This window comes from Streptomyces sp. NPDC057099, assembly GCF_042671245.1.
Taxonomy (GTDB): Bacteria; Actinomycetota; Actinomycetes; order Streptomycetales; family Streptomycetaceae; genus Streptomyces; species Streptomyces purpurascens.
Map to the genome: position 1 here is coordinate 190680 of NZ_JBHUTX010000007.1, position 20506 is coordinate 211185.

The following is a 20506-nucleotide window of genomic DNA, read 5'->3' on the forward strand; positions in this document are numbered from 1 at the left end:
GCCCAGGCGGGCCCGCCCGGTCACCCTCGGGGGAGTGACCGGGCGGGCCGCGGACCTCAGTACTCGACCCACGCCAAGGAGAGTTGACGATCATGGGCGACGAGCTCAAGCCGCAGGACCTGCACGCGACGGACGCGAAGGCCGGCGAGCTGTCGACGGAGGACCTGCACGCCACGGACGAGGGTGCCGTGAAGAAGCAGGACCTGCACGCCACCGACGAGCCGCTCGAGACGAAGGACCTGCACGCCACGTCGGAGCCCTTCAAGCCGACGAAGTAAGCCACACCGACACGGGGTTCGGCCGCGGCGGCGCGGAGGGGGAGCCGTCGCGGCCGATGCATGTCCGGAACCGACCGCCAGGTCGGAAGTTGTCCACAGGCCGCCAAGGCGCGCCGGAATCCTGCGATCTTGGCGTCATGGAGGAACGAAGGGCGCTGCGGGAGCTGGCGCAGGGCGGTGTGCTGCTCACCTGTCGTGCGCTTGAGTCCGGCTGGCCTCGGCGCAGTCTCACCCGTGCTCTCCGGGCGGAGGGCTGGGGGCGGCTTCAGGCGGGGGCCTGGGTGGAGCCGGGGCGAGCCGCGGATCTGCCCACCCGGCTCAGGGCCGTCCAACTCCTCAACCAGCGGCTCGTCGTGAGTCACTCCTCCGCTGCCGCGCTCTGGAGGATCGAGACGCTCGCCGCGGCCGCGAAAGCGCCCTTGGAGTTCATCGACCCCGCCCTCAGCTTCCGGGGCAAGGCCCAGAACGTGCGCGTACGCCGGTTGCTCCTCGACCCCGGGGACGTGGTGCTGCGGTACGGCCTGCGGGTCACAGGCCCCGTACGGACCCTCACCGATCTGCTTCGCTCACTGGCGAGGGACGAGGCGGTCGTCGCCCTGGAGTCGGCGGTGACCTACCGCCGGGTCGGCGGGGCGCGCAGGGCGCCGCTCGCCAAACTGGACGCGGTGGCGGCGGCACTGTCCGCCCCTTCGCAGGGGTCGGCGAAGGCCCGCCGTTGGCTCGGACTGTGCGATCCCCGGGCCGGGTCACCGGCCGAGACCATCGCCCGCCTGCGCATGGCCGACTCCGGCCTCCGGCCCGAGAGCCAGGTCGAGCTTTTCACCCCGGCCGGTCGCCGGGTCGTCCTCGACTTCCTCTTCCGGCGTGAGGGGCTGGCGGTCGAGATCGAGGGCTACGCCTATCACGGCACCCGCGAGGCGCACCGGAGGGACGTCTCCCGCTTCAATCAGGTCCTCCAGTGCCCCGAGGTGCGCAGTGCGCTGCGCTTTACCGCCCAGGACGTGTTCCGGGAGCCCGACCGGATGATCTCGGAGATTCGGGCGGCCCTCGTCGCCCTGGGGCGGTGAGGGGGGGAGTCGGAGCACATGGGCCAACAGGGCGCCGGAATGCCCAGGTGGCTGGGGAGCGGCCGCGCCCGAACGCTCCAGTCACCCTCTCCCACATAGCTGACGGCCCGTCAGATCAGCGCTACCGTGAGCGCCATGGACACCCACGACAGCGCGTTTCCGCTGATCATCTCCGTGGACGACCACACCGTGGAGCCCGCGACCGTCTGGCAGGACCGGCTTCCGGAGAAGTACCGGGACGTCGGACCCCGTATCGTCCGTGCGCCCGTGAAGGAGATGACGTTCCTCGGCGGGCGCTTCAAGCCCGTGATGGGGCAGCCCGGCGACGACGGTCCGGTCGGTGACTGGTGGGTCTATGAAGACCTCCGCCGGCCGCTGACCCGCCTCGACACCGCCGTGGGGTACGACAGGGACGAGATACGCCTCGAAGTCATCACGTACGAGCAGATGAGGCCCGGTTCCTACGACGTCCCGGCCCGGCTCGCCGACATGGACGTCAACCACGTCCAGTCCGCCCTGTGCTTCCCGACCTTCCCGCGTTTCTGCGGCCAGACGTTCACCGAGGCCAAGGACCGCGAACTGGGCCTGCTGTGCGTCCGCGCCTACAACGACTGGATGGTGGAGGAGTGGTGCGGCCCGGACGCGCACGGGCGGCTCATCCCCCTGCCCCTCATCCCCCTGTGGGACGCCGAGCTCGCGGCGGCCGAGGTGCGGCGCAACGCCGCCCGCGGGGCCCGTGCCGTCGCGTTCTCCGAGATACCGCCGCACCTCGGGCTGCCCTCCATCCACACCGACGCCTGGGACCCCTTCCTCGCCGCGTGCGCCGAGACCGGCACGGTCATCGCCATGCACATCGGCTCCTCCAGCCGTATGCCGTCCACCTCCGCCGACGCCCCGCCCGCCGTCGGCTCCACCATCACCTACGCCAACTGCTGCTTCTCGATGGTCGACTGGCTGATGAGCGGCAAGTTCGAGCGGTTCCCCGGCCTCAAGGTCATGTACGCCGAGGGGCAGATCGGCTGGATCCCCTACATCCTGGAGCGGGCGGATGTGGTGTGGGAGGAGAACCGCGCCTGGGGCGGCGTCGCCGACAAGGTGCACCGGCCGCCGTCGGAGCTGTTCGCCGAGCACGTCTACGGATGCTTCTTCGACGACGCCTTCGGGCTGCGCAACCTCGACTCCATCGGCGTCGGCAACGTGCTCTACGAGACCGACTACCCGCACTCCGACAGCACCTGGCCCAAGTCCCGCGAGGTCGGCGAGGCGCAGATGGGGCATCTGGAGCCGGAGGTCGTGGAGCGGATCGTGCGGGGGAACGCCATCGAGCTGCTCGGACTCACCGACGAGGGGCTGTGGCCGGGCCCGGGCGGTGGCGGCGGTGGTGCGCGGTGAGTCTGCGGTACGGGATGCAGCTTCCCGTCCAGTCGCAGAGCACCCTCTACGCCGAGCCGTGGGAGGCGGAGGCCGGTCCCGAGGACCTGCTGCACATCGCCCGCGCCGCCGACCGGTCCGGCTTCGCCTACCTCGCGAGCTGTGACCACGTCGGCATCCCGCGCCGGCTGGCCGCCGCGATGAGCACCATCTGGTACGACCCCGTCGCCACGCTCTCCTTCCTGGCCGCCGCCACCGAACGCGTCCGACTGCTCAGCCATGTCGCGATCGTCGGGCTGCGCCACCCCCTGCTCACCGCCAAGCAGTACGCCACCCTCGACCACCTCAGTGGCGGGCGCCTGGTCCTCGGGGTAGGTGCCGGGCACGTGCAGGAGGAGTTCGAGGCCCTGGGCGTGGACTTCCGGCAGCGCGGGGCCGTGCTCGACGAGAGCCTCGACGCCCTGCGCGCCGCCCTCGGACCCGAGGAGTTCCCCGAACACCACGGCAAGCTGTACGACTTCGAGGGACTCGGCCAGCGGCCCCGCCCGGCGCAGGACCGCGTTCCCCTGTGGGTCGGCGGCTCCTCGCCCGCCGCCGTACGACGGGCCGCGCTCAAGGGCGACGGCTGGCTGCCGCAGGGGGATCCGAGGGACCGGCTGCCCGCGCAGATCGCCAGGATCCGCGAACTGCGTAAACGGGCGGGTGTGCAGGGTCCCTTCACCGTGGGCGCCATCACCGAGCCGTTGTACGTCGGCGAGCCCGGCTGGGACGTGGGTCGCAGGACCCTCACCGGGGGTTCGGAAGAACTCGCCGAGTCGCTCCGCGCCTATCGGGCGATGGGCGTGCACCAGATCCAGGTGCGGTTCCGCAGCCGGAGCCGGACCGAACTCACCGACCAGATCGCGGCGTTCGGCGCCGAGGTCGCCCCCCACCTGTGAGGAGAGCCATGGGCAAGCTCGACGGACGGGTCGTCATCGTCACCGGCGCCGCGCGCGGCCAGGGCGAGCAGGAGGCCCGGCTGTTCACGGCCGAGGGGGCGCGGGTGGTCGTCGCCGATGTACTGGACGACCAGGGCGAGGCCCTCGCGAAGGAGATCGGTGCCCGGTACGTCCATCTCGACGTGGGCCGGGAGGACGACTGGCAGGCCGCCGTCGCCGCCGCCAAGGAGGCGTACGGCCATGTCGACGGGCTCGTGAACAACGCCGGCATCCTGCGCTTCAACTCCCTCCTCGACACACCCCTCGACGAGTTCATGCAGGTCGTCCAGGTCAACCAGGTGGGCTGCTTCCTCGGCATCAGGGCGGTCGCCCCGGAGATGGCCGACGGGGGCACGATCGTCAACACCGCCTCCTACACCGGCCTGACCGGGATGGCCGCCGTGGGCTCCTACGCGGCGACCAAACATGCCGTGGTCGGGCTGACCCGGGTCGCCGCGCTGGAGCTGGCCGGGCGGGGGATACGCGTCAACGCCGTCTGCCCGGGCGCCATCGACACGGCGATGTCCAACCCGGCCCGGCTGGACGCGGGCGCCGATCTGCAGGAGACGGCGAAGGGCCTCGACCGGCTCTACCGCAAGCTCGTGCCGCTGGGGAGGGTCGGGCAGCCGGAGGAGGTGGCCAGGCTCGCCCTGTTCCTGACCTCGGAGGACTCGTCGTACATCACGGGGCAGCCGTTCGTGATCGACGGTGGGTGGCTGGCCGGGGTGACCGTTGTCTGACGTCATCATCTGACGCCACGTCAGCTATTGACGCTCCCGGGGGCCGGTGGAACAGTCGGAGGCACGCATCTGACGGATCGTCAGAATTAGTCCTGGGGCGGTGAACTCCTTGGAATTCGGCATCTTCGTACAGGGATACGTCGGCAAGCGGGCCGAGACCGACCCGCTCGCCGAGCACAAGGCGCTGATGGAGGAGACCGAGTACGTCATCCAGGCGGACCAGTCCGGCTTCAAGTACGCCTGGGCCTCCGAGCACCACTTCCTGGAGGAGTACTCGCACCTCTCCGCCAACGACGTCTTCCTCGGGTACCTGGCACACGCCACCGAGCGGATCCATCTCGGCTCCGGGATCTTCAACCCGCTCGCGCCGGTCAACCACCCGGTGAAGGTCGCCGAGAAGGTCGCCATGCTCGACCATCTCAGCGAGGGGCGGTTCGAGTTCGGCAGCGGGCGCGGGGCCGGGTCGCACGAGATCCTCGGGTTCCTGCCGGGGATCACCGACATGAACCACACCAAGGAACTCTGGGAAGAGACCATCGCCGAGTTCCCCAAGATGTGGCTCCAGGACGAGTACCCCGGCTTCCAGGGCAAGCACTGGTCGCTGCCGCCGAGGAAGATCCTGCCGAAGCCGTACGGGAAGTCCCACCCGGCGATGTGGTACGCGGCCGGGTCGCCGCCGTCGTACGCCATGGCCGCGAAGAAGGGGCTCGGTGTGCTCGGCTTCAGCGTGCAGAAGGTCTCCGACATGGAGTGGGTGCTGGAGCAGTACAAGTCGGCGATCGTGGACGCGGAGCCGGTGGGTGACTTCGTCAACGACAACGTCATGGTGACGACCACGGCGATCTGTGCGCCGACCCATGCGGAGGCTGTGCGGATCGCGGCGAGCGGGGGGCTGCACTATCTGCCCTCGCTGGTGTTCCGGTACCACGACACGTTTCCCCGGCCCGAGGGGTTCCCGGTGTGGCCCGAGACGCTGCCGGAGTACACCGAGGAGTTCGTGGAGGTGCTCATCGAGGAGGAGCTGCTGATCTGCGGGGATCCCGATGAGGTGCTGCGGCAGTGTGAGCGGTGGGAGCGGGCCGGGGCGGATCAGTTGAGTTTCGGGTTACCGGTGGGGGTGCCGAAGGAGGAGACGTTGCAGACGATTCGGTTGGTCGGGGAGTACGTGATTCCGAAGATCGATACGGATCCTGTGCATCGGACTTCGCGGTTCCGTCAAGGGGCCTGAGCGTCGTTGGCGAGTGCGGGTTCGTGGGGGCCGGTCGCGCAGTTCCCCGCGCCCCCAAGAAAAGGCAACGGACTCAGAGGAGTTGAGTGGTCATGCTCGATCACGTCATCAAGGGCGCGACTGTCGTGGACGGGACCGGTGCGCCCGCCTTTACCGCCGACGTGGGCATCCAGGACGGGCGTATCGCCGTCGTCGGGGCGGTCGGCGAGGAAGCCCGGTCGGCCGAAGACGCCGCCGGTCTCGTCCTCGCGCCCGGATTCGTCGATCCCCACACCCACTACGACGCCCAGCTCTTCTGGGACCCGTACGCCACGCCCTCGCTCAACCACGGCGTCACCACCGTCGCGGGTGGGAACTGCGGGTTCACGCTCGCGCCGCTGAACCCGGACCGCCCCGAGGACGCCGACTACACGCGCCGCATGATGTCGAAGGTCGAGGGCATGGCGCTGGTGGCGTTGGAGGAGGGGGCGCCGTGGAACTGGCATTCCTTCGGGGAGTACCTGGACGCCCTGGAGGGGCGGATCGCGGTCAACGCCGGGTTCATGGTGGGGCACTGCGCGCTGCGGCGGTATGTGATGGGGCCGGAGGCGGTGGGCGGGCAGCCGAGTGCGGAGCAGCTCGCCGGCATGGTGCGGTTGCTGCGCGAGGCCATGGACGCCGGGGCCTGGGGGTTCTCCACCACCCAGTCGACCAGCCACTCCGACGGCGACGGGCAGCCGGTGGCCTCCCGGCATGCCGGGCCGGCCGAACTGCTCGCGCTGTCGCGGGCCGTCGGTGAGCACGAGGGGACACAGATCGAGGCGATCGTCGCGGGCTGTCTGGATCAGTTCAGCGACGCCGAGATCGATCTGTTCGTGGAGATGAGCGCGGTGGCGGGGCGGCCGCTGAACTGGAACGTGCTGACGGTCGACGCGTCCGTTCCCGAGCGCGTGCCCCGGCAGCTTCTCGCGAGTGAGCAGGCGCGGAAGGCGGGCGGCCGGGTCGTGGCGCTGACCATGCCGATCCTCACGCCGATGAACATGTCGCTGGGGACGTTCTGCGCGCTGAACCTGATCCCCGGGTGGGGGCCGGTGCTCGCGCTGCCCGTGCCCGAGCGGATCGAGAGGCTGCGCGATCCGGCCGTGCGGGCGGAGCTGCTGCGCCGGGCCACGTCCAAGGAGGCGGGCGTCTTCCGGCGGCTCTCCAACTTCGGGCGGTACGTCATCGGCGACACCTACAGCGACGCGAACGACGGGCTGACCGGGCGCGTGGTGAAGGACATCGCCGAGGAGCGCGGCCAGGAGTCCTTCGAGTGCCTGGTGGAGATCTGCGCCGCCGATGATCTGCGTACGGTGCTGTGGCCGATGCCGACCGACAACGACCCGGCGTCCTGGGCGCTGCGGGCAGAGACCTGGCAGCACGAGGACGTGCTGCTCGGCGGGTCCGACGCGGGCGCCCATCTGGACCGGATGTGCGGGGCGCCGTACACGACGCGGTTCCTCGGGGACTGTCTGCGGGGCCGGAAGCTGGTCGGTCTGGAGCAGGCGGTGCGGATGCTGACCGACGACCCGGCCCGGCTCTTCGGCCTGCGGGAGCGGGGGCGGGTGCGGGAGGGCTGGCATGCGGACCTGGTCCTGTTCGACCCGGACCGCATCGACGCGGGCCCGGCCACCCTGGTGCACGACCTGCCGGGCGACAGCCCCCGGCTGGACTCCAGTGCGCTCGGCATACGGGCCGTGTGGGTCAACGGCGTCGAGGCGATCCGGGACGACGTGGTGACGGGTGCGGTACCGGGGCGCGTACTGCGGTCCGGTCGGGACACGGAGACGGTGAGTACCAGGTGACGGCAGGTGTGACGGCAGGGGCGACGGCACGGCAGTCGTTGTTCGTCGGTGGCTCCTGGGCGGAGCCGGACGGCGGGCACTACGCGGTGATCGATCCGGCGACCGAGGAGACCGTCGGGTGGGCGCCGGAGGCCTCGCGGGATCAGGTGCTGGCGGCCTGTGCCGCGGCCCGCGAGGCCTTCGGGCCGTGGTCGCGGACCTCGCCGGAGGAACGGGCGGCGGTCCTCGGCAGGGCGGCGGGGATCATCGCCGGCCGTATCGGGGAGTACGCGGAGCTGGCCCGGGCCGAGACCGGCGCGACCACGGCCACCGCACGCGCCCTGCAGGTCGGGGTCGCCGCCGCCCGCTTCCGGCGCTACGCGCGCGTGGAGCCCGCCGAGTGGGCGATCACGCCCCAGATCAACGAGGCCGGACCCATGGGCAGGGCGGGGGTGATGGGCGCACTGGCGGTCCGCCAGCCCGTCGGGGTCGTCACCTGCGTCACCTCGTACAACAACCCCTGGGCCAACCCGGCCGGCAAGATCGCCCCGGCCCTCGCCATGGGCAACACGGTGGTGGTGAAACCGGCCCCGCAGGACCCGCTGTCGGTCTACCGGATGGCGGAGGCACTGGAGGCGGCGGGCGTGCCGCCGGGCGTGGTGAACGTGGTCAGCGGGTCGCGTACGGAGGTCGGTGAGGCGGCCGTGGAGTCGCCGGACGTCGACATGGTCAGTTTCACCGGCTCGACGGCGGTCGGGCAGCGCATCGCCGAGGTGTGCGGGCGCGGTATGAAACGGCAGTTGATGGAACTGGGCGGCAAGGGCGCGGCGGTCGTCTTCGACGACGCGGACCTCGGCTCGGCCGTGGCCGGGATCGGGACCACCTTCTCCTTCTACAGTGGCCAGATCTGCACGGCACCGACGCGGGTGCTGGCGCAGCGCGGGGTGTACGACCGTCTCGTCGAGCAACTGGCCGCCTACGCACGACGGTTGAAGGTCGGTGACCCGAGGGAGCCGGACACGGTGGTCGGGCCGGTGATCTCGGCGGCGCACCGGGACCGCGTGGAGGCGTACATCGAACTGGGCCGCAAGGAAGGCGCGGTGATCGTCGCGGGCGGTGAACGCCCCACCCTCCCCACGGGCTTCTACATCGCCCCGACCCTCCTCGCCGACTGCACCAACGACATGCGCGTGGCCCGCGAGGAGATCTTCGGCCCGGTGGTGGTCGTCATTCCCTTCGAGGACGAGGAGGAGGGTGTGGAACTGGCCAACGACACCGACTACGGCCTCATCGACTACGTCTGGTCGGGGGACGTGGCCCGAGCCTTCCGGGTGGCGCGGCGGCTGCGGGCCGGCGGGGTCGGGGTCAACACCGTCGGCCGCAACATGGAGGCCCCCTTCGGCGGCTTCAAGCAGAGTGGGGTCGGCAGGGACGTCGGCTCGTACGCCCTGCACGCGTACAGCGAGGTGCAGGCGATCGTCTGGCCGGGCTGACGCCTCTCAGCCGTCCAGATCCACCCGCACCGTCAGCAGATTCGTCCCGAACGCCCGCACCCCCAGGCCGTTGAAGCGGGGCAGCCGCCGCAGCCGCGCCACCGGATCGTCGTCCGGCACCAGATGGGCGGTCCCCGTGTGCCACCGCCCCCGGATCCGCACCCGCACCCGCGGATCGGCCTGGATGTTGCGGACGTACTGCGACCGCTCACCGAACTCCGACACCAGCCAGAAGGCGTCCCCGAGGCGCCGGCCCCCCACCGGCGTCTGCCGGGGCAGCCCGGAGACGCGGCCCTTGGTCTCGATGACCGTCTGGAGGGGGAGGCGGCGCAGGAGCGGGTTGATACGGCGCTGGAAGGCCGTGGCGCCACGGAACCTGATGTCGGCGAGGCGGGACATCGTCAGGGATCTCCTTCACGCGAAGGCGCGGGCAGGGCAGGGTGTCCATCTGATCACCGCTCCCGGCTGGCCACCAGCAGCGCACGGGTCCAGGCCGCCAGCCGGCCGACCATCGTGAGCGCGTGCGCCGTACGCGACCGGAGGAACGGCAGGAGGATCAAGGCGGGCACGAACGCCAGGGTCACGACGAGCACGGGTACGAGCGCGCCCAGGACGAGCAGGACGCGTTGCGCCCAGCGGGCGCCGACGAGGAGACCGGTCCAGCGGGTAGGCATGTGGGGGTTCCCTTCGAGTCGCGGCTTCGAGCCGGCGAGCGATCGATGCCGGAACCCTCCGTCCTGTCGGGTACGTTGCGAAAGGCGCACCATGATGCCAGGACCGAGTCAACACTTCGGGGGGACGCCTTGACCGTTGTGGCCCGCAATTCCGGGGATTCTTCGGAGATCGAACGCGGTGAGGTCCCCGAACTTGCCGAGCTCGGCACCATGTTGAGGGACCTGTTCAACACGCTGGGCATCAGCCAGCGGCAGTACGCGAAGCGGATCAACCTCGATCCGTCGGTGGTCTCGCGCGCATTCGGCGGCCGGCGGATGCCCACCAAGCACTTCATCGAGCAGCTGATCTCCGAGGTCGAGACCGAACGCGGTGGTTCCGTCACACCGGCGGCCAGGGACGCGATCCACGCCAAGTGGCTCACGGCGCTGAAGGAGACCGACCCCTCCGAGTTCCGACTGGAGAGTCTGCGCGGGGAGTTGGCGAGATCCCGGCGTGACACCGAGCGGGCGAACCGCAATGTCGAGGCCCTGCACCTGCTGCTGCGGCAGCGGGAGGCGCAGGCCCATGACGCCGCCAGGGATCTGGCCCAGCTCCAGCTGGACTGGAGTGCCGAGCGGGCCGATGCCGCCGGTGGGCGGGGCGAGCTGAGCAGGGAGCAGGCATCCCTGTCGGCTTCGCGTGAGGTGCTGTTACGCGAGATCGCGCAGCTGAAGAGGGACCTTCAGGAGGCCGAGCGCCTCCGTTCCGAGGCGGAGGAGCACAGCCGCGAGCTGCGGGAGCGGGTGCTGCGCCTGGAGGAGGAACTGGCGGAGCGCGGGCCGGCGGGTGCGATCCCGCTGGAGGTGTTCAAGGGCCAGTTGCTGCGGATGTGGGAAGAGGAGAACTTTCCCGAGGCGTCGCGGGATCTGACGGAGGCGGCGTGGTCGCGGCCGATGGACGAGGTGCTGGACCTCATGGCGTGGCTGGCGCAGCGGAAGGACCGGGAGCATGTGAGCGCGCTGGTCTCCGACGTCGGCCGCCTGCGCCCCGCCCGGGACGTCGTGCGGATCGCCGCGGAGCTGCTGGCCAAAGCCTCGGGCCCGCCGGGAGCGGTGCTGGGCGAGACGACGGTCCAGGACGCGTGGGTGACGGCGGTGGCGTCCCGCATCACGGAGAGCAATGTCGCCGGCTACTACCAGGAGGTGTCGAACCTCGAGGGGCCCAGCGGCTCGTTGAGTGACCGGATGCTGGCCGCGGCGGTGCGGCGCGCGACCACACCGGCCGAAGCCCTGGGCCTGATCACCGCGGCCCTGACGGGCGGGGAGCCGTCCGGCGCCGGGCTCCACCTCACCATCGGAGCGGTGGCCGCGCCCTATCGCGTCGCCGTCGACCCGGGCTTCCCGTTCCATGTGACGGCGGGGCTGATCGGAGCCGGTCTGAGCGGCATGGCCGGGACCGTCATGGTGCGGGTCAGCCGCCAGGACAGCCCGAAGCTCAGGCCCGCCGCCCCCGTGGCCCAGCGGTTCCACCGGGGCCTGCGAGAACTGGACGAACGGGCGCTCCGCGACCTGTTCGGGTTCCTCGTCGAGGAGGCCGACGACAGGTTGGTGGGAGCGGTCGCCGTGATGATGTACTTCGGGGCCGACGGCGACCTCTCCCTGTTCGACCGGCTGCTGAAGGAACTGGGAGCCAGAGTCGAGGACCTGCTCGAGGCGATGATGAGCCGCTGGAGCCCCGACCTGTTCGAGTACGTGGTGCGGCGTGGCTAGCGCCCCAGGAACACCGGATTGGTGAACGCCGCCAGCGGCCCGGGGATCGGCCCCGCCGCCGCCTCGTGCCGCACCTCGGCCCGTACGTAGGCCGCGTACGACGGCGTCGTACGCCACTCCACGACCCCCGCCCCGGCCACCGGAAGCGGCGCGCTCGTGTGCAGGACGCCCTGGTCGGTGACGAAGCGGACCGTGCAGCGTGGGGCGCCGGTGACCTCCAGGCGGACGGTGACCGGGGTGTCGCGGCCGACGGCGAGGCGTTCGCCGATGCCCGCGTGTTCGCCGCGTCCGCCGGACGCCCGGAACGACAGCGAGAGCTTGGCTGACTCGGCGACGTACGACCGTCCGGCCCGGATGCCCTCCTGGATCGCCCGGCGGGTCAGGTCGTCGGCCAGGACGACCGTCTGGGGGCTGCCGACGGGGTCCGGGTCGCGGTGGGCGTCGCTGCTGCCCATCGCGGGGATCCAGTCACGCCCGTCCCGTACGGACGCCACGAGCATGCTGTCCCAGTCGGCCAGCGTCACCTCGTCGTCGGGCGTGTAGGGGCCGTTCCACACCTCCACCGCGTCCGCCTCGCCGAAGCCGAACTTCCAGTTGCAGCCGACGCAGGTGGCGTGCGGATGGGCCGGGACGACCAGGCCCCCGGCGCGCCGGATCTGGCGGGCGAACCGGCCGAAGCGGTTGTCGCGGGCACGGTAGCGCCAGTCGACGAAGGTGCCCGGGTCGGTGCCGAGCGCCACCACGTGCCCGTTCCGCGTGGTGATCTCCTCGCCCAGCATGACCAGCAGGTCGTCCCCGGCCACATCCGCCCAGTGGGCGTGCGCCGAGTGCGTGTTGTGCTCGGAGGAGTTGATGAAGTCCAGCCCCGCCGCCCGCGCCAGGGCCCCGATCTCGGCGGGGGTGCGACGGCCGTCGGAGAACCAGGAGTGGAGGTGGCAGTCGCCCCGGTACCAGGCACGCCCCCGCCCCTTGGCCCGCTCCGGCGGATAGACCGGCTCGATGGCCTCGCCCGGCTCGCCGTAGGTCAGCGTGATCGTGATCTCGTACGACAGGCCCTGCGGGGCGACCGTGTACGGGCCGAGCGCGATGTGCCAGGTGCCCTCGCGCACCGGGCCCGGGAGATAGCCGGGCGTCGCGTCGTCGGCGCGGAGGAAGAACTCGGTGCGCGCCCCGCCGGACCAGCCCCGGAAGCCCCGGCCGCCGAGTTCGGTGCCGCGGTCGTCGAAGACGCCGATGTCGAGGGCGTTGCCGGTCGTGCCCGCCGGGACGGACGGCCGGTCATAGGTGTAGGCGACCTTGATCTCCCGGACGCCGGCTGGGACCTCGACGGGCACGTACACGAAGTCGGGGGAGCCGGGCGGCAGGGTGCCCCGCACGGTTCTGCTCTCCTGACCGCCCTCGGCGGCTGCGGCGAAGCTCACGCTTCCCAACGTAAGCGCGGCGGCGGCTCCCGTCACGAACAGAGCGCGTCGGGCGAGCCCGCCGTGGTTGTCGTCGCACATGCTGCTGCTCCCAGGGTGTCGTCGGTGACAAGGCATGGGTGGTGCAGGGGTGGTGCGTGCAACGGTCGTATTCAGCCGTGAACCGGCGTGCAAGGGAAGAGGGCCCGGCGGCGGGCAGCAGCGGAACAGGCCACGCGGGCCGGGGACTTCAGGCGGTGAGGCCGGCGTCGCGGGCCAGCAGGGCCGCCTGGACCCGGTTGGTGACCTCCAGCGCGGTGAGGATGCGGCTGACGTGGGCCTTGACGGTGCTCTCGCGCATGCCGAGCCGGGCGGCGACGTCGGCGTTGGTCTCGCCCTGGGCGAGCAGGGCCAGCACGTCGCGTTCCCGGGGTGTGAGCCGGTCGAGCCCGGCCCGGGCGGCGGTCGCCCGCGGCCCGCCCGACCGGTGGTAGCGGTCGATGAGGCGGCGGGCGGCGCTGGGGTGGAGCATCGCCGAGCCGGCGGCGACGAGGTGGACGGCGCGCAGGATCTCGGCCGGGTCGGTGTCCTTCAGGAGGAAGCCGTCGGCCCCGGCCGCGAGGGCGTCGTAGACGTACTCGTCGAGATCGAAGGTCGTCAGCGTGATCACCCTCGGCGGGTGGGGCAGGGCGCGCAGACGGGCGGTGGCCGTGATGCCGTCCATGCGGGGCATGCGGACGTCGACCAGGGCGACGTCGGCGCGGTGCGCGGTGGCCTGCTCGACGGCGTGCAGTCCGTCGGACGCCTGGGCGACCACCTCGATGCCCGCGTCCCCGTCGAGGAGGTCGGCCAGGCCCAGGCGGACCAGGGCGTCGTCGTCGGCGATCAGGACGCGGATCATGCGGGGGTGCCGTTCTGCTCGGGGGACTTGGTGGACTCGGCGGGTGCGGCGGGGTGGGGGATGCGGGCGGAGAGTCGCCAGCTGCCGGCCCCGTTCGGCCCGGCATACAGGTCGCCGCCGAGGGCGGTGACCCGCTCGCGCAGCCCGACCAGTCCGAAACCGGAGGCCACGGCGTGGGCGGCCGGGTTGCCGGGGGCGTTGGTGACCTCGACGGTGGTGGCGGGCGGCCGGTAGGCGATGCGGACGCGCACCGGGGCGCCTCCGGCGTGCTTGCGGGCGTTGGTCAGCGCTTCCTGCACGAGACGGTAGACCGCCAGCCGGTGCGCCGCGGGAGCGTCCTCGGGCGGCCCGTCCCTCTCCAACTCGGCCTGCTGCCCCGCTGCCCGCGCCTGCTCGACCAGCTCGTCCACATCGCGCAGGACGGGGACGGGAGCGGTTTCGACGGGCTCGGACCCGGGATCGCGCAGGGCTCCGAGGACGTCGCGGAGATCGGCCAGGGCCTCGGTGGAGGCGGTACGCAGCAGGGTCAGGCGTTCCACGACCGGCTCGGGCAGCGGCTCGCTCCTGGTCGTCAGGACACCCGTGTGCAGGGCGATCAGGCTCAGGCGGTGTGCCAGTACGTCGTGCATCTCCGCGGCGATCCGGGACCGCTCGGCGGCCCGGGCGGCCTCCTCGCGCAACGCCCGCTCGATCCGCAGATGCTCGACCTGGTCGCCCAGCGCCCGCAGCAGCCGGCGCCGGTTGCCCACCCACAGCCCGCCCACCAGGGCCAGCAGCACGAACAGCGTGGAGCCGTACCGCTGCGGGGTCCACAGTGAGACCGCCGGAGGGATGAGCAGGTTGGCGACCAGCGCGGTCGCGGCACAGCCCAGCGCCGCCCGGGCACGCCGCTGCGACGCCAGGTCGAACAGTGCGACGAGCAGCAGCACCAGCAGAGGCCATCCCCACAGCCCGGTCGCCACGGTGGTGAGCCCGGCCGCGGCGTACCAGGGCAGCCGCCGCACCAGCAGGGCCGCCCCGCACAGCACCGCCGCGACGGTGGCCGGGATCAGATACCGGCCACCGGCGGTGGTGGCACTGTTCAGCACGGCGAGGGCGGTCAGCAGCAGGACCAGGCACCAGCGCCCGAAGACGCCCCACCGGAACCCTTCTCTCCGTTTCACTCTTCGGATCCTAGGCGGCCACGGTCCGCCCGCCGTCCGACCTCAGTCCCCCCTTTACCCCCTACTTTCGTAGGAGAAGACGGCCGCACAACGCATGATCTCCGGGCCCGGCCGGATTCCTAGCGTCACAACCATGGCTCTCCGACCCATGGACTGGACGTTCCTCACCGAAGCCGCCCGTGATCCGCGCACCACCGGCGCCGTCGCCCCCAGCGGCAAGGCCCTCGCCCGTGCGCTGACCGACCCGGTGCGCACCCTGGCCCCAGGGCCGCTGACCGTACTGGAGGCGGGCGCCGGGACCGGCGCGGTCACCCGCGCCCTGATACCCCAACTGCACCCGGGCAGCCGCCTGGACGTCGTCGAGGCCAACCCGCGCTTCGCCGACCGGCTGCGCCGGCTCGTCGACACCCACCCGCACCTGGCCGGCGAGCCCGAGCGGGTCCGCGTCCACCGCTCCTACGTCGAGGACCTCCCCGGCGAACAGCGCTACGACGTGATCGTCTCCGGTCTGCCCCTGACCAACTTCACCCCTGACGGCGTCGAAGCGATCATGGCCCGCTACCTGGAGCTGCTGCACCCCGGCGGCACCCTGACCTACTTCGCCTACCTGGGCACCCGGCACGCCCGCACCCTGCTGTCCACCCGCGCGGAAACCCGGAGGCACCGTGCCGTCGAGGAGGTCATGGCCGCCTACCAGCGCCGGTACGCCACCGGCCGCTGGTCGGTGTGGGCGAACCTTCCGCCGGCCCGGGTCTGGCAGTTGCGGCGCCCGGAGCCGTCGGACCAGGGCCCGCGTCCGCGCCGGCCCGAGCGTGCCGCGACCGGAACCGGCCGGTGACCGTCCCGTCGGACCTCCTCGGCCGGCTCCCCGCCACCGCCGCCTATGCGGTGCTGGCAGCCGCGGTCCTGGCCGAGTCCGTCCTGCTGCTCGGCGCCTTCGTCCCCAGCCTCGGCCTGTTGCTGGCGGCGGGGGCGCTGGCCCGTACCGGACAGGTGAGCCTGACCCTCGTCATCGGGTCCGCCACGGCCGCGGCGGTGACCGGTGACTTCCTGGCCCACCGCACCGGAACCCTGCTCGGCGACCGTCTGCGCACGGGCAGGTTCGGCAGCCGGGTCCCGGCCGCGACCTGGCGGCGGGCCGACACCCTGATGGACCGCCGCGGCGGCAGAGCCGTCTTCGTGGCCCGTTTCATCCCGGTGCTCCGCACCCTCACCCCGCACCTCGCCGGCGCCACCCGCCTCCCCTACCACCGCATCGCGCCCTACAGCACGGTCGCCGCCGCCCTGTGGGCCACCGCCGAGACGGGAATCGGCTATGCGGCGCTCGCGACAGTCGGATGAATGCGGACGAATGCCGACCGGTCGGTATGGACACCTGTCCGTCCCTCGGGTAGAGATACGTCATGCGCATCGCCGTAACGATCTTCCTCACCGACGAGACGATCACCCCCACCCGGATCGCCCGGGAGCTGGAGGGCCGCGGTTTCGCCGGGCTGTATCTGCCCGAGCACACGCACATCCCCGTCGAGCGGACCACCCCGTACCCCGCGGGCGGCGAGCTGCCGCGCGAGTACGGCCGTACCCTCGACGCGTTCGTGGCGCTCGGCCAGGCCGCCGCGGTCACCGAGCGGCTCGGTCTCGGCACGGGCATCACGCTCGTCGCCCAGCACGATCCGATCGACCTGGCCAAGCAGGTCGCGACCCTGGACCATCTGTCCGGCGGCCGGTTCACCCTCGGGCTCGGCTTCGGCTGGAACGTCGAGGAGGCCGCCGACCACGGCGTACGGTGGCAGACCCGGCGTGAGCTGGGCCGGGACCGGATGGCGCTGATGCGGGCGCTGTGGTCGGAGGAACCGGTCGCGTACGAGGGGGAGTTCGGCGGTGTCCGGGCCAGTCACGCGCACCCCAAGCCCGTGCAGAAGCCGCGCGGCCCGGTCGTGGGCCCGCGCACGCTCCTCGGCGGGGCCGCCGGGCCCAAGCTGTTCGCCCACATCTGCGAGTACGCCGACGGCTGGCTGCCCATCGGCGGCCGCGGCCTGTCCGAATCCCTCCCCCGGCTGCGCACGGCCTGGACCGAGGAGGGCCGCGACCCCGAGGCCCTCCAGGTCGTCCCGTACGCGGTCCACCCGACCCCGGGGAAGCTCGCGCACTATGCCGATCTCGGGATCGAGGAGGTCGTGGTGCAGTTGCCTCCGGCGGGGGAGGCGGAGGTGCTGAAGGCGCTGGACGCGTACCAGGAGTACCTCTGACAACTCCCCTTTCAGGGAGGCGGGTTCGCCGCTTGTGGAACAGATGTACAGGTGTGGTCACTCCGGCCTCGCCGAGGCCGCGTGCCTGGACTTCCGGGCCGACTACGGCCCGTACGTCTTCAACTGCAACGGCACCGACTACCAGAAGTGGCACTGGAACGACGAGATCCGGCTCACCGCGCTCCGGCAGGTGGCCACCAGGCTGTGTCTCACGCTGCGCAACGGCGAGCTGACCATGAAGCCCTGTGCCGCCGCCGACGAGGCGGCGCTGTGGTCCGTCGACACGTCGTCACCCGGGGGTGCGCTGATCCAGAACAACGTCAACCACAAGTGCCTCGCGCGCGGGGCGAACGACCGCGTCTCCACGGCGCTGTGCACCGGCGGTCCTTCCCAGCGCTGGCTTGTCTGGGCCGCCTGACGACAGGCCCCGGCCGCGCGCCCGGAACGATCAGTAAGCTGCGGGCGAAAGAACCGGGTGGGCGAGCACCGGTGCGCGACTGACCATCGCGGCCGACAGGTGTGACCCACCCGGGTTCCAGCTGCCATGGGGGAAGCGTCATGAGGATTGCCTGGCTGGCCTGGCTTGTCCGGCACTTCAATGAATACGGCTACAGCCAAGGTCTGCTGCCCTCCGCGATCGGCACGCTGGCCGTGCTCGTGACCGCCGCGCTGGTCTGGTTCGCGCTGCACCGCAACAGGCCGCTCGCCGTGACCGCCGCGGGTCTCACGTCCGCCCTGGGTATCGGGTGGCTGGCCTTCCACTGACGCGGCTCACCCGGGTTGATCAGCGCACTCGTATGCTCGAAGGATGACGACTTCCGCGACCTCCGGAACGGGACCCACCGAGAACTCCATGCGTCGCGCCCTGAAACGGGCCAGGGACGGCGTCTCCCTCGATGTCGCCGAGGCGGCGGTGCTGCTCCAGGCCCGGGGCGGGCAGCTGGAGGACCTGTCGGCCTCGGCCGCCCGGGTCCGGGACGCCGGTCTGGAGGCGGCCGGCCGGCCCGGTGTCATCACGTACTCGAAGAGCGTCTTCATCCCCCTGACCCGGCTGTGCCGGGACAAGTGCCACTACTGCACCTTCGTCACCGTCCCCGGCAAGCTGCGCCGCGAGGGACACGGGATGTTCATGTCCCCGGACGAGGTCCTGGACATCGCCCGCAAGGGCGCGGCCCTCGGCTGCAAGGAAGCCCTCATCACCCTCGGCGACAAGCCCGAGGACCGCTGGCCCGAGGCGCGCGAGTGGCTCGACGCGCACGGCTACGACGACACGCTCGCCTACGTACGGGCCATCTCCATCCGGATCCTGGAGGAGACGGGCCTGCTGCCCCACCTCAACCCGGGCGTCATGAGCTGGACCGACTTCCAGCGCCTGAAGCCGGTGGCGCCCAGCATGGGCATGATGCTGGAGACGACCGCGACCCGCCTCTGGTCCGAGCCGGGCGGTCCCCACTACGGCTCTCCCGACAAGGAGCCCGCGGTGCGGCTGCGGGTGCTGGAGGACGCCGGGCGTTCCTCCGTCCCGTTCACCTCCGGGGTCCTCATAGGCATCGGGGAGAACTACGAGGAGCGCGCCGAGTCGCTGTTCGCGCTGCGCAAGGTGACCCGGGCCTACCACGGCGTCCAGGAACTCATCATCCAGAACTTCCGCGCCAAGCCGGACACGGCCATGCGCGGCATGCCGGACGCGGAACTGGACGAACTCGTCGCCACGGTCGCCGTCGCCCGGCTGCTCATGGGCCCGTCGGGCTGCATCCAGGCCCCGCCCAACCTCGTCGACGACGAGTACGAGCGGCTGATCGGGGCCGGCATCGACGACTGGGGCGGGGTGTCCCCGCTGACCATCGACCACGTCAACCCCGAGCGCCCCTGGCCGCAGATCGAGCAGCTCGCCGAGAAGTCCCGGGCGGCCGGGTTCGAGCTGCGGGAACGGCTGTGCGTGTACCCGGAGTTCGTGCGGCGCGGCGAGCCCTGGCTGGACCCGCGGCTGCGTCCGCACGTGGCGGCGCTGGCCGACCCGGAGACCGGGCTGGCCCGCCCCGACGCCCTTCCGCGGGGCCTGCCGTGGCAGGAGCCGGAGGAGGTCTTCACGGCCTCCGGGCGCACCGACCTGCACACCACGATCGACAGCGAGGGCCGTACCTCCGACCGGCGGGACGACTTCGACGAGGTGTACGGCGACTGGGGCGCCCTGCGCGAGGCCGCCGCCCCGGGCATGGTGCCGCAGCGCATCGACACCGACGTACGCGAGGCCCTGCGCACGGCCGCCGACGACCCCACGAAGCTCACCGACGACGAGGCGCTGGCCCTGCTGCACGCGGACGGCCCGGCGCTGGACGCCCTCGCCCGGGTCGCCGACGACGTACGCAAGTCGGCCGTCGGTGACGACGTCACCTACATCGTCACGCGGAACATCAACTTCACCAACGTCTGTTACACGGGCTGCCGCTTCTGCGCGTTCGCCCAGCGCCGCACGGACGCCGACGCCTACACCCTCTCCCTGGACCAGGTCGCCGACCGGGCGCAGCAGGCGTGGGACGTCGGCGCGGTGGAGGTCTGCATGCAGGGCGGCATCCACCCGGACCTGCCCGGCACGGCGTACTTCGACATCGCGCGGGCCGTGAAGGAACGCGTCCCGGGCATGCATGTGCACGCCTTCTCGCCGATGGAGGTCGTCAACGGCGCGACCCGCACCGGCATGTCCATCCGCGAGTGGCTGACCGCCGCCAAGGAAGCGGGCCTGGACACCATCCCGGGCACGGCCGCCGAGATCCTCGACGACGAGGTCCGCTGGATCCTCACCAAGGGCAAGCTGCCCGCGGCGGACTGGATCGAGGTCGTGTCGACGGCCCACGAGCTGGGCATCCGGTCGTCCTCGACGATGATGTACGGCCATGTCGACCAGCCCCGGCACTGGCTCGGGCACCTGCGCACCCTCGCGGGCATCCAGCAGCGCACGGGCGGCTTCACCGAGTTCGTGACGCTGCCGTTCGTCCACACCAACGCGCCGGTGTACCTGGCCGGCATCGCCCGCCCCGGCCCGACCATGCGGGACAACCGCGCGGTCACGGCCATGGCCCGGCTGCTGCTGCACCCGCACATCCCCAACATCCAGACCAGCTGGGTGAAGCTCGGCACCGAGGGCGCCGCCGAAATGCTCCGCTCCGGCGCGAACGACCTCGGCGGCACACTCATGGAGGAGACGATCTCCCGCATGGCGGGCTCCTCGTACGGCTCCTACAAGTCGGTCAAGGACCTCATCGCGGTGGCCGACGCCGCAGGCCGCCCGTCGAAGCCGCGGAACACCCTCTACGGCGACATCCCCGAGGAGCGCCAGCAGGCGGCCCGGGCATCGGACGGCCATCTGCCGGAGTTGTTGCCGGTACTGGACTGAGGGGTTGCCGGACCGGCGGT

Annotated in this window: 20 protein-coding genes; 15 read left to right on the top strand and 5 right to left on the bottom strand. The window is 71.7% G+C overall.

Going from position 1 to position 20506, the window contains the following annotated elements:
* Nucleotides 1–92 precede the first annotated feature (92 nt).
* The 8 genes from ACFT4A_RS12975 (at nt 93) to ACFT4A_RS13010 (ending at nt 8956) form a co-directional block, all read left to right on the top strand.
* Nucleotides 93–278, top strand: coding sequence for a hypothetical protein (locus ACFT4A_RS12975; protein WP_382580118.1), 186 nt, complete (start codon nt 93–95; stop codon nt 276–278).
* Between the two features lie 137 nt (nt 279–415).
* A complete protein-coding gene (locus tag ACFT4A_RS12980; protein ID WP_382828862.1) occupies nt 416–1345 on the top strand; it encodes a hypothetical protein in 930 nt (309 codons plus the stop codon).
* Between the two features lie 135 nt (nt 1346–1480).
* Nucleotides 1481–2737 carry an amidohydrolase family protein gene (locus tag ACFT4A_RS12985; protein WP_382828865.1) on the top strand — a complete coding sequence of 419 codons (1257 nt, stop codon included), beginning with the start codon at nt 1481–1483 and terminating at the stop codon, nt 2735–2737.
* Between the two features lie 14 nt (nt 2738–2751).
* Nucleotides 2752–3654, top strand: coding sequence for an LLM class F420-dependent oxidoreductase (locus tag ACFT4A_RS12990; RefSeq protein WP_382828868.1), 903 nt, complete (start codon nt 2752–2754; stop codon nt 3652–3654).
* Nucleotides 3655–3662: 8 nt separating this feature from the next.
* Nucleotides 3663–4433, top strand: coding sequence for an SDR family NAD(P)-dependent oxidoreductase (locus ACFT4A_RS12995; RefSeq protein WP_382828871.1), 771 nt, complete (start codon nt 3663–3665; stop codon nt 4431–4433).
* Nucleotides 4434–4542: 109 nt separating this feature from the next.
* Nucleotides 4543–5661, top strand: a complete 1119-nt coding sequence (locus ACFT4A_RS13000) for an LLM class flavin-dependent oxidoreductase (protein WP_382829118.1) — start codon at nt 4543–4545, stop codon at nt 5659–5661.
* A gap of 92 nt (nt 5662–5753) precedes the next feature.
* Nucleotides 5754–7484: an amidohydrolase family protein gene (locus tag ACFT4A_RS13005; protein ID WP_382828874.1), complete on the top strand. Its 1731-nt coding sequence runs from the start codon at nt 5754–5756 to the stop codon at nt 7482–7484.
* The gene (locus ACFT4A_RS13010; protein ID WP_382828877.1) at nt 7481–8956 is read left to right on the top strand and encodes an aldehyde dehydrogenase family protein; all 1476 of its coding nucleotides are present in this window, start codon (nt 7481–7483) and stop codon (nt 8954–8956) included. The genes ACFT4A_RS13005 and ACFT4A_RS13010 overlap by 4 nt, the downstream gene beginning before the upstream one ends.
* A 6-nt stretch (nt 8957–8962) precedes the next feature.
* On the opposite strand, the gene ACFT4A_RS13015 is transcribed toward ACFT4A_RS13010, so the two are convergent.
* Nucleotides 8963–9355 carry a nitroreductase/quinone reductase family protein gene (locus tag ACFT4A_RS13015; protein WP_382828880.1) on the bottom strand — a complete coding sequence of 131 codons (393 nt, stop codon included), beginning with the start codon at nt 9353–9355 and terminating at the stop codon, nt 8963–8965.
* A 53-nt stretch (nt 9356–9408) separates the two neighbouring features.
* Entirely contained in the window at nt 9409–9630 is a 222-nt protein-coding gene (locus ACFT4A_RS13020) for a hypothetical protein (protein ID WP_382828882.1), read from the bottom strand.
* Between the two features lie 129 nt (nt 9631–9759).
* Between ACFT4A_RS13020 and ACFT4A_RS13025 the strand changes: the two genes are divergently transcribed.
* Complete coding sequence (locus ACFT4A_RS13025) at nt 9760–11379, top strand: hypothetical protein (RefSeq protein ID WP_382828884.1); 1620 nt, start codon at nt 9760–9762, stop codon at nt 11377–11379.
* On the opposite strand, the gene ACFT4A_RS13030 is transcribed toward ACFT4A_RS13025, so the two are convergent.
* From ACFT4A_RS13030 to ACFT4A_RS13040, 3 genes are all read right to left on the bottom strand, one after another.
* Nucleotides 11376–12881, bottom strand: a complete 1506-nt coding sequence (locus ACFT4A_RS13030; protein ID WP_382828887.1) for a CehA/McbA family metallohydrolase — start codon at nt 12879–12881, stop codon at nt 11376–11378. The genes ACFT4A_RS13025 and ACFT4A_RS13030 overlap by 4 nt on opposite strands.
* Before the next feature lie 148 nt (nt 12882–13029).
* Nucleotides 13030–13680: a response regulator gene (locus tag ACFT4A_RS13035; protein WP_382828890.1), complete on the bottom strand. Its 651-nt coding sequence runs from the start codon at nt 13678–13680 to the stop codon at nt 13030–13032.
* Nucleotides 13677–14843, bottom strand: coding sequence for a sensor histidine kinase (locus ACFT4A_RS13040; protein WP_382828893.1), 1167 nt, complete (start codon nt 14841–14843; stop codon nt 13677–13679). The genes ACFT4A_RS13035 and ACFT4A_RS13040 overlap by 4 nt, the downstream gene beginning before the upstream one ends.
* 133 nt (nt 14844–14976) lie before the next feature.
* Between ACFT4A_RS13040 and ACFT4A_RS13045 the strand changes: the two genes are divergently transcribed.
* From ACFT4A_RS13045 to ACFT4A_RS13070, 6 genes are all read left to right on the top strand, one after another.
* Nucleotides 14977–15681 (top strand): class I SAM-dependent methyltransferase, encoded by a 705-nt coding sequence (locus tag ACFT4A_RS13045; RefSeq protein WP_382828896.1) that lies wholly within the window; start codon nt 14977–14979, stop codon nt 15679–15681.
* Nucleotides 15678–16184 (top strand): DedA family protein, encoded by a 507-nt coding sequence (locus ACFT4A_RS13050; RefSeq protein ID WP_382828898.1) that lies wholly within the window; start codon nt 15678–15680, stop codon nt 16182–16184. The genes ACFT4A_RS13045 and ACFT4A_RS13050 overlap by 4 nt, the downstream gene beginning before the upstream one ends.
* 62 nt (nt 16185–16246) lie before the next feature.
* Entirely contained in the window at nt 16247–17092 is an 846-nt protein-coding gene (locus tag ACFT4A_RS13055) for an LLM class F420-dependent oxidoreductase (RefSeq protein WP_382828900.1), read from the top strand.
* A 43-nt stretch (nt 17093–17135) separates the two neighbouring features.
* Nucleotides 17136–17510, top strand: a complete 375-nt coding sequence (locus ACFT4A_RS13060) for a ricin-type beta-trefoil lectin domain protein (protein ID WP_382828903.1) — start codon at nt 17136–17138, stop codon at nt 17508–17510.
* A 140-nt stretch (nt 17511–17650) separates the two neighbouring features.
* Nucleotides 17651–17857 carry a hypothetical protein gene (locus tag ACFT4A_RS13065; protein ID WP_382828906.1) on the top strand — a complete coding sequence of 69 codons (207 nt, stop codon included), beginning with the start codon at nt 17651–17653 and terminating at the stop codon, nt 17855–17857.
* Between the two features lie 43 nt (nt 17858–17900).
* Nucleotides 17901–20486 (top strand): bifunctional FO biosynthesis protein CofGH, encoded by a 2586-nt coding sequence (locus ACFT4A_RS13070; protein ID WP_382828908.1) that lies wholly within the window; start codon nt 17901–17903, stop codon nt 20484–20486.
* The last annotated feature ends 20 nt before the right edge of the window (nt 20487–20506 follow it).